Below are 7,486 nucleotides of genomic sequence, written 5' to 3'. Positions count from 1 at the left end.
ATATTCGAGATACTGGCCAGGGGCCGTTTTCGCCTTCATACTCAGCACCTTGTTCTGCCCTTCTTCAATAAGCTCAGGTTCAAAGTACAGGTCCCGGGTCTGTAAAAGGCGGTTGTCACTTGTAGCCAACTGCAGGTTAAAAAGCGCATTGCCGTCCTTCACCAAATAGACGGGGACGGAGTCATAAGTGACGAATTCCTTCATCCGCGCTTCAACGATCTGTCCGCCCCGGTTTGAGACCTTGAGGTATAACAATTCATTTTCGAGCAGGGTTTCCCCCTCTACTACTTTTGTAAATGCGAAAGCTCCTACCTGGCTTGCATAAGCCTCTTGGGCGAGGGAATCATTGGGATACGTTACCGGTTGCTGTACCGGGCTGATAGGTTGGGGTGTTTCTGCAACTTCTTCGGCCGGCTCTACCTGTTCCGTGGCTTGCTGTTGCGCTTCCAATTCTTCAGGAGTGGGCTGGTTGGTATAGAACCAGAACAGCAGAATTCCAAATATTAAGAGGAAACCAATGATGGAATTCGGGTCCAGTTTTTTTTCTTCCATGAATATTTTCTTTACCGTTTTTCCCGGTCAAAAGGGCGGGCGGGTCTAAAGCAGGTGCAAATATAGGCCCATTTGAGGAGTTTATGCCAAACTGGCATTGCTTCTTTCTTTCTTGTGCGCCAGGACCGCGCCTACAAAGCTCACGAATAGCGGGTGCGGGCTCCCAACTGTACTCTTGTACTCCGGGTGGTACTGTACTCCGACAAACCAGGGATGGCTCGCGATTTCAACAATCTCAACGAGGCCCGTTTCTGCATTTATACCCGATGTAATCAATCCGGCCTCCTCCAGCTCTGATTTATAGTCATTGTTAAATTCATAACGGTGGCGATGGCGCTCAGAAATGGTCGAGGCTCCATTGTACACCTTATGGGCCAGGGTTCCTTCAGTCAATTCGCAATCCCAGGCACCCAATCGCATGGTACCCCCCATATTGACAATCGTCTTCTGAGCCTCCATCAGGTCGATAACCGGATGCGTGGTCTTTGGGTTCATCTCGGTGGAATTGGCATCCTCGTAACCCAATAGGTTTCGCGCAAACTCAATAACGGCCATCTGCATCCCAAGGCAGATTCCCAAAAATGGAATGCCGTTTTCACGGGCATACTGAACGGCCTTAATCTTTCCTTCAATACCCCGTTCTCCGAATCCGGGGGCCACGAGAATCCCATCCAGGCCTGCCATCTTCGTTTTCAGGTTATTCGGACTGATGTGTTCTGAATGGATAGATACCACATTGACCTTTACCTCATTCCCGGCCCCGGCGTGAATAAGGGCCTCCTGAATACTCTTGTAGGAATCCTGGAGTTCTACATACTTCCCAATCAGTCCAATGTTCACTTCATCCTTCGGATTCTTCAGTTTTTTGAGGAATTCGAGCCATGGAGTAAGGTCCGGTCCCGGGTGTGCGGGCAATTTAAGTTTTTCAAGAGCTACAGTATCCAGCCCTTCCTCCTGCATCATTACAGGCACGTCGTAAATTGTCTCGGCATCGATAGACTGAATGACTGCTTCTTTCTTCACGTTACAGAACAGGGCGAGCTTCTGTTTAATCTCTTCAGATATTTCGTGTTCTGTACGACAGACCAGGATATCGGCCTTAATCCCACTCTCCATCAGGGTCTTTACAGAGTGTTGTGTGGGTTTGGTCTTCAGTTCTGCTGCTGCAGATAAATAGGGTACCAGGGTTAGGTGGATCACCAGGCCGTTATGGTCGCCCAATTCCCATAGCAGCTGACGCACAGCTTCTATATAGGGAAGGGATTCTATATCCCCTACGGTACCTCCGATTTCGGTAATCACAATATCGTACTCCCCGCTATTACCCAGGAGTTGTATACGTTCTTTTATCTCGTTGGTAATATGCGGTACCACCTGGACGGTCTTTCCCAGGAATTCCCCCCTGCGCTCTTTCTCGATAACGCTCTGGTAGATTCTGCCGGTGGTGACATTATTGGCCTGCGAGGTCCGGACGTTCAAGAAACGTTCATAGTGCCCCAAATCCAGGTCGGTCTCTGCCCCGTCGTCCGTAACGTAGCACTCCCCGTGTTCGTAAGGATTCAGTGTACCCGGGTCTACATTGATATACGGGTCTAATTTTTGAATGGTCGTTCGGTATCCCCTGGCCTGTAGAAGTTTAGCCAGAGAGGCGGCAATAATCCCTTTTCCGAGTGATGAGGTAACACCTCCCGTAACGAAAATGTACTTGGTAGCAGGCATGTGTGCATGATTTGTTACGGGATACAAAGGTACAAAGAACCTGAGGAATTCGGGTAGGGAGTCCGCGCTTTTTCGCGTTCAACCGCTTTTAATTTAAATACAAGGCCATTGGATCTGGCCGGGGAGATCACGGATGGCTCTCCTCTAATCGTTTGGCAATCCTCTTATTCCATTGTTCTTGCGCCTGCTGATTCCTGGAAAAATCAGTCTCCAGGTCATACCGGTCCTGAAATACCTTGAGCTCCCGGTTTATTTTTGAAAAAACCTCCCGTACTTCCCCCCGGACATTTCCGCCAAAAGTACGTCCAGAGAGTATTTTACGCATTTTCCGGGCATAGAGTTCAGTGATATTAAAGTGAAGTTGTTCATGCATCAATACCCCGGCATTCGAAAGCTCAGGATGGTACCAGGATTTCTCAGGATAAAAATAGGCAACCACCTCATAATCCAAGGTGTACTGTCCTGGCAACCCTTTGGTTTTAAAGGAGTAACTAATCCCACTTGCCGTAGTCGCGGCAACCGTTTTATCTGCAGGGGGGACGCCCCTGAAATCCTCCCAGCGTAATTCATATCCTACTTCCCATGCCAGGGCATTCGTTTCATCCGCCTGCAGGGCGTGACCCAGGAAAGGTAAAAACAGCAAAAGTATTTTCAGAGTGTCCAAAAGAACTGGATTTCCTTTTCGATTGCCTCGTGCAGACTAAACCAAACCGGGCATGTACGCGCAGTTTTTTCAAGAAGCTTCCGGTTTTTTTCAGAAATCCCCGCTGGGAGATACAAATCGACTTCAATTCGGGAAATCCTCCTGGGGTTCGCAGCCATATGCTTGCTCACTTCTGCATAAGAACCTTCGAGGGCCGGTTGGTCCTCCCCATATCGAATCCCCATCATCGTGAGCATACAACTCGCCAGCCCCGTTGCTATGGTATCCGTGGGGCTAAAGGCTTCGCCGAGTCCATGGTTGTCAACGGGGGCATCTGTGGTAAACTGATCCCCGGATTTCAGATGCGTGCAACGCGTGCGCAATCCCCCTTTGTATACTACTTTTGAAGTCATGGATCCTTGAGTTCTTTGAGTTGGAGGTCCTCATACATCAGGATATAGGAGGCTGTATTGTAATAGCCGGACTCCGATTCCTTCCAGTAATTAAACTTATTCCCCGAATAGGTGACCTCTCCAATCTGGTCCGCTACTGCATAGATATCCAGGTCATAGGCAAGGCGTAACAGCACATCCATGCCCAAATCGAAGCCCCGAACGGCATAGCGGTCCGGATTCCCTCCAAAGCGCCGGCGATATCGGCGTGTAAAGGCAGGTGAACTGGCTTCCCGGGTCACAGAAGGAAAGGTGAATTTTAGATTTGAAAGGTGCGGTACGGAAATGACCTCATTTTCAAAGGCCTTGTTCCGGTGGGTTGTCAACATCCGGATCTGAGTGGTGTCTGAATTGGCAGAATTCAGGATGGAGCTCACACTGGAAGCAATTCTAAAATCGTCTGTTTCAACAAAAATCCAATTCTCGGCCTCCTGGGAGAGCTGGTTAATAAGCACTTCCCGGTCCAGGGATATATTCTTCTCTTCCTGTCGCAGCTCTACAAGGCTGGCTGAAGGGAAGGCTTCCAGGATTTGCATCTCCGCATCCTGATTCTTCTGATCTGAAATAATAAGTATTTTCTGATCCGTGACCTGTTCTTTGGCAAATTGCAGCATATGCCCGCGCAGCCTTTGTTCAGGTGTGAAGGTGTAAAACAGATTCTCAAATGGAATCTCATCCGCAACGGGCAAAGGGGCCAGGACCGGAACATTGAGGTCTGAGGCCTGGGATGTCACTTCCCTGACGGACTCGGGAGACAGGGGCCCCAATATTGCGTTGTAGGCTCCCAGGTCTTCCGTCATCAGGACCCTTTTGACCTGTTCGGTATTCAGCTGGGTATCCATTGTTTTTACCTCCACAGATAGTCCCAACTCGGCTATAGAATCCAGGGCGACCAAAAACCCGGAGTACAGCCCCAGGCTATATTGCAGGGCATTATTTTGCTGAATGCGCTTCTGGGTGCCCTCACCATCGCTGAGGTCGAGACGATCGAGCCTGAAAGGCAGCATCACAAGGAGTCTGGGGGTATTCTGGATATTGATACTGTCTTTTAAAGAAAAGGGTTCCAGTACGAGGTCATTCTTAACTTCCAGGTCCGTCATTTTGGCCCTTGGAATTCGGAGGACTGTACCGGCTTTGAGGCCGGTAGCGATTTCGGGGTTGGCTTCGAGCAAATCAGCATACCCGATACCGAGCTGACGCGTCAGGGAATACTGGGTCTGCTTTGGACGGACCTCATAATAGACATACTCACTTTCCGCAATGTCCGGCACTTTTTTCTCCGGCAACCGCAGGACCATCCCTTCTTTAAGCCCCCCCGCTTCGACGATCTCCGGGTTTAACCTGAGGATCTCTTCTCTGGAAACCCCGTATTCGCGGCTCAGGCTGTAGAGGGTCTGCTTGGGGGGTACCGTAAATGTGGTGTACAAAGTGGGTTCCTCCAACATGATATCAGTCCCCGCGACCTTCGGTAGCAGGAGCTCCTGCCCGGATGCGAGGTAACTTGTATTCTCAGGGAGCTCCGGATTCAGTTTTTCCAGGCTGTCAATGGTAATTTTGAATTTGTGGGCAATACTCCAGCGGGTCTCTTTGGGCTGCACCTGATAGGTTATGAGCTCTGTCTCACCAACTTCCGGATCAGGCGCCGTCCCCGGGGCATAACGCGGAATACGGAGCATCATTCCCTTTTGGAGGGATTTGGAATACAAATCCGGGTTGTACCGTTTAAGCCTCTCTTCCGAAATCTCGTACCGGCGGGAAATACTGTAAAGCGTTTCTTTTCGCCGTACACGGTGTGATTGAAACCCTATAGGTTTTTCAATATCGGTAGTATCAGAAGTCACTTTTTGATTTACAGAACTATTAACAGGCTTAGAACCTGCTGTGGGAATCACCAAAATAGTGTTCGGCCTAAGCGCAGCTCCCACCTGGAGTTCTTTGTTGTAGCGCAACAGGTCCTCAGGGGTTACCTGATATTGCTGTGCTACGGACTCCAAAGTTTCTCCCGCGGTTACCGCATGCGTCCGGAACTGTTGTGCCTTTGCCTTGCATCCGAATACCAATAACAGGCAAGCCAATAAAAACCAATGCTTTACAAACTTCATAACTATTCCCATTCAATGGTTGCAGGTGGTTTAGAGCTGATATCGTACACCACCCGGTTTACCCCCGGAACCTTATTTATAATGTCGTTTGAGATCTTCTGCATAAACTCATACGGAAGATGCACCCAATCTGCCGTCATTCCATCCGTGCTTTCCACCGCTCGTAAAGCTACGCATTTTTCATAAGTGCGCTCATCCCCCATCACCCCTACACTCTGAACTGGAAGCAGGATGGCTCCCGCCTGCCAGATTTGGTCATAGAGCCCCCAGTCGACAAGTCCCTTAATAAATACGTGGTCAACCTCCTGAAGGATTTCCACTTTTTCAGGAGTAATATCGCCGAGGATCCGTATGGCCAATCCCGGGCCGGGAAAGGGATGCCTTCCCAGGCGTTCATCCGGAATCTCCAGGGTGGCGCCAACACGGCGCACTTCATCCTTAAACAGCATTTTTAGTGGTTCCACCACGCTCAACTTCATAAAATCGGGTAATCCGCCCACATTGTGATGACTCTTGATAGTCGCAGAAGGCCCGCCGGTCGCCGAAACGGATTCGATCACATCGGGGTAAATCGTGCCCTGGGCAAGCCAGCGTGCATCTTCAATCTTATGTGCCTCATCGTCGAAGACATCAATAAATACCTTACCTATTATTTTTCTTTTCTTCTCAGGATCCGCCTCTCCCCTGAGGGCGTTTAAAAACAGGTCGGAAGCATCTACCCCTTTCACATTCAGGCCCATATGCTCGTACTGATCCAACACTTCCTGAAACTCGTTTTTACGAAGCAACCCATTGTTTACGAAGATACAATGCAGGTGCTTGCCGATAGCCTGGTGCAGCAATACAGCCGCTACGGTGGAGTCCACCCCCCCGGAAAGTCCGAGAATTACTTTGTCATCACCAATTTTACGTCTCAGTTCCTCCACCGTAGTCTCCACAAAGGCATCCGGTGTCCAGGTCTGCTCCAGCCCCGAAATACGCACGAGGAAATTTTCCAGGATACGTTTGCCCTCTTTAGTGTGGTAGACCTCCGGGTGAAACTGAATCCCGTAGATATTCTCTTCTTCTATCTTAAAGGCAGCATTTACCACATCCTGTGTACTTGCCAGTAATTCTGCATGTTCCGGCAGGGCTTCTATAGTATCACTGTGGCTCATCCAAACCTGTGAATGATCGGAAACCCCTTCAAAGAAAGGGTCAGATGCTATGGTTTCCAATTTGGCCCTTCCATATTCCCGGGTATTGGACGGCGCCACGTTACCACCGCTGAAGTGAGCGATATACTGTGCCCCATAACAGATAGCCAGTATGGGCACATGCCCCCTGATATTGCTTAAATCCGGGTGGGGGGCCTCTTCTGCCCGAACCGAAAAAGGAGAACCGGAAAGAATGACAGCCTTATAACTGGAAAGGTCTTCCGGCAGGGCGTTAAAAGGTTTGATTTCACAAAAAATATTGAGCTCGCGTACACGCCGGGCAATAAGTTGAGTATACTGGGAACCGAAATCTAAGATCAGGACGTTATTTTGCATGGCCAAAAATAGTAAAATGCTCAAATGCAACCGAGGCTGTTTATCAATACTTATCCCCAGCTTATAAAAAATAAAAAACCCGGTCTTTCCAAGGGGAGGCTGATATAGAAAAAACCAGTCGAAATACATATCCGGGGAGTGCGCAGGTGGGTCTCATAAACCTTCAAAAACGATAAACAGCACGCCCCATCCGACCCTGAGTTCCAGGCTGTCTGAAGCTGAATTTCCCAAATTCGCCTAAAATTCATATATATCTACCAGTAGTTTATATAACAAATTTTAATGTACTGGTTTATAGTTTTTTAAACCTTTTCCTACAAATTGCTTTTTTGAGTGAAATCTGTTCATTTATCGTTTTTTAGGAGGTAAAACTGTACAACAGCTTAAGGTAAATTTTTCAACCCTGTTTTAGATTTGACTCCTCCCCGCCCCTACCGGAAAACAGTGTTTTTTATCAGTGTTTGAAGGGGCTAAAATACCTTGTAT

Annotated in this window: 5 protein-coding genes and 1 pseudogene; all 6 read right to left on the bottom strand. The window is 48.8% G+C overall.

The window, feature by feature from the left end:
• Positions 1 to 552 (bottom strand): annotated as a pseudogene (locus WBV75_RS10825) (membrane protein insertase YidC); the annotation flags it as partial.
• Between the two features lie 81 nt (positions 553 to 633).
• Complete coding sequence (locus tag WBV75_RS10820) at positions 634 to 2,271, bottom strand: CTP synthase (RefSeq protein ID WP_424120620.1); 1,638 nt, start codon at positions 2,269 to 2,271, stop codon at positions 634 to 636.
• Positions 2,272 to 2,398: 127 nt separating this feature from the next.
• The gene (locus WBV75_RS10815; RefSeq protein ID WP_424120619.1) at positions 2,399 to 2,935 is read right to left on the bottom strand and encodes a DUF922 domain-containing protein; all 537 of its coding nucleotides are present in this window, start codon (positions 2,933 to 2,935) and stop codon (positions 2,399 to 2,401) included.
• On the bottom strand, positions 2,923 to 3,327 hold the full coding sequence (locus WBV75_RS10810; RefSeq protein ID WP_424120618.1) for an OsmC family protein: 405 nt from the start codon (positions 3,325 to 3,327) through the stop codon (positions 2,923 to 2,925). The genes WBV75_RS10815 and WBV75_RS10810 overlap by 13 nt, the downstream gene beginning before the upstream one ends.
• The gene (locus WBV75_RS10805) at positions 3,324 to 5,468 is read right to left on the bottom strand and encodes a LysM peptidoglycan-binding domain-containing protein (RefSeq protein WP_424120617.1); all 2,145 of its coding nucleotides are present in this window, start codon (positions 5,466 to 5,468) and stop codon (positions 3,324 to 3,326) included. Before WBV75_RS10805 ends, WBV75_RS10810 begins: the two co-directional genes overlap by 4 nt.
• A 2-nt stretch (positions 5,469 to 5,470) precedes the next feature.
• Positions 5,471 to 7,000, bottom strand: a complete 1,530-nt coding sequence (guaA, locus tag WBV75_RS10800) for a glutamine-hydrolyzing GMP synthase (protein ID WP_424120621.1) — start codon at positions 6,998 to 7,000, stop codon at positions 5,471 to 5,473.
• Positions 7,001 to 7,486: the final 486 nt, after the last annotated feature.

The sequence above is a fragment of the Robiginitalea sp. genome (assembly GCF_049588695.1).
Taxonomy (GTDB): Bacteria; Bacteroidota; Bacteroidia; order Flavobacteriales; family Flavobacteriaceae; genus Robiginitalea.
Note: the sequence above shows the minus strand (reverse complement) of the source record. Positions and strands in the feature narration are given on the sequence as shown.

What these genes read in the sequence shown, in the direction of transcription:
- WBV75_RS10820 (WP_424120620.1), bottom strand. Translation starts at nt 2,271, where the DNA reads ATGCCTGCTACCAAGTACATTTTCGTTACGGGAGGTGTTACCTCATCA.
- WBV75_RS10810 (WP_424120618.1), bottom strand. Translation starts at nt 3,327, where the DNA reads ATGACTTCAAAAGTAGTATACAAAGGGGGATTGCGCACGCGTTGCACG.
- WBV75_RS10805 (WP_424120617.1), bottom strand. Translation starts at nt 5,468, where the DNA reads ATGAAGTTTGTAAAGCATTGGTTTTTATTGGCTTGCCTGTTATTGGTA.
- guaA (WP_424120621.1), bottom strand. Translation starts at nt 7,000, where the DNA reads ATGCAAAATAACGTCCTGATCTTAGATTTCGGTTCCCAGTATACTCAA.